Below are 1,410 nucleotides of genomic sequence, written 5' to 3'. Positions count from 1 at the left end.
CTAGCATTACAGTTGCTATTTGTGATGAGTTCTGAATCCATGGGTGACCATGATTCGGGATATGATGATTGGTGGTGCGTCGGTTGAAGATACGCTGACGCTGTGGGCTTCGTCGTTGCGGGATGCCAAGCAACGCATCCGTCCGCTGTTTACGCAGGAGCGGGTCGCGGCCTCGGCGGGGCAGTTTCTCGACGGACTGTTGGGCAATGAGCCACGCAAGACGGGTTGGATGCGGGCTGAGGCGGCCGGCGATCCAGGCCCGTGGCGCCAGCAGGCGATCTTGGGCCGGGGGCAGTGGGATGCCGACGCGCTGCGCGACATTGTCCGAGAGTACGCGCTGGAAACGCTTTGCGATGAGGACGCGGTTCTGGTCATCGATGAGACCGGCTTTTTGAAACAGGGCAAGGCGTCGTGTGGGGTCGCACGCCAGTACACTGGCTCGGCGGGCAAGATCACCAATTGTCAGATCGGAGTGTTCGCCTCCTATGTGTCGCGGCATGGCCATGCCTTCATCGACCGAGCGCTCTACCTGCCAAAGGAATGGACGGACAAATCCGCTCGCCTGAAGGCAGCGCATGTCCCGAGCGATGTGGGCTTTGCGACGAAGCCGAAGATCGCGCGTCAAATGATCGCTCGCGCGATCGCCGCAAAGGTGCCGTTCTCGTTCGTGGCTGCGGACACCGTGTATGGCACAGGAGACATCGAAACCCTGCTGCGCAAGGCGGGCAAAGGCTATGTTCTGGGTGTTGCTTCCAATCATGTGTTCTATTCCTGGGGCAAGCCGCAGCCCGTCGCCGGCACCGCCTCCGCCATCGCGCAGAGCCTTCCCAAAAAGGTCTGGCGCCGCCTGCCGTCCGGCGACGGGACCAAAGGTCTGCGCTGGCACGACTGGGCCTATCTTGAGCTGGCCGATCTCGACGCCAGCGAATACAACGACGACCTTGCCGGGGAATGGACGCGGGGTCTTCTCATCCGCCGCAACATTGCCGACGGTAGCTTGGCCTTTTTCTCCACGTGGTGCCCCAAAGGCACGTCCATCCAGAAGCTGCTGTCGGTGGAAGGCCATCGCTGGGCTATCGAGGACAGCTTCGAAACTGCGAAGAACGAACTCGGCCTTGATCACAACGAAACCCGCTCCTGGCATGGCTGGCATCGCCACGTCTCACTCGTCATGCTTGCCTTCGCCACGATGGCCGTCATCCGTCATCGGGCCAACACCGATCCATTGCTCAAAAAAACGCAACCGCGGTCTCGACCAAAGCACCGTTCTTGATCCGCTGGTCGATCCAGGAAATCCGCCGCATCGCCATGAAGCTTGCCCAGCGGCGCATCTCGCACGCCCACATCCTCGCATGGTCATCCTGGCGCAGGGCCCATCAGGCCAACGCGCGCAAGGCCCATCTCAGGCAA

The 1,410-nt window shown here is 61.3% G+C and carries 1 protein-coding gene; it reads left to right on the top strand.

Translation table 11 applies throughout. The features are described from left to right. Nucleotides 1–49 precede the first annotated feature (49 nt). Nucleotides 50–1,273, top strand: a complete 1,224-nt coding sequence (locus tag K289_RS47390) for an IS701 family transposase (protein ID WP_084788964.1) — start codon at nucleotides 50–52, stop codon at nucleotides 1,271–1,273. Nucleotides 1,274–1,410 lie beyond the last annotated feature (137 nt).

The sequence above is a fragment of the Bradyrhizobium sp. Cp5.3 genome (genome assembly GCF_000426265.1).
Taxonomy (GTDB): domain Bacteria; phylum Pseudomonadota; class Alphaproteobacteria; order Rhizobiales; family Xanthobacteraceae; genus Bradyrhizobium; species Bradyrhizobium neotropicale.
This window is presented reverse-complemented; position numbering and strand designations above follow the sequence as displayed.

Bases quoted from the DNA above. Each gene is read 5' to 3' on its own strand.
- K289_RS47390 (WP_084788964.1), top strand. From the start codon at position 50: ATGATTCGGGATATGATGATTGGTGGTGCGTCGGTTGAAGATACGCTG.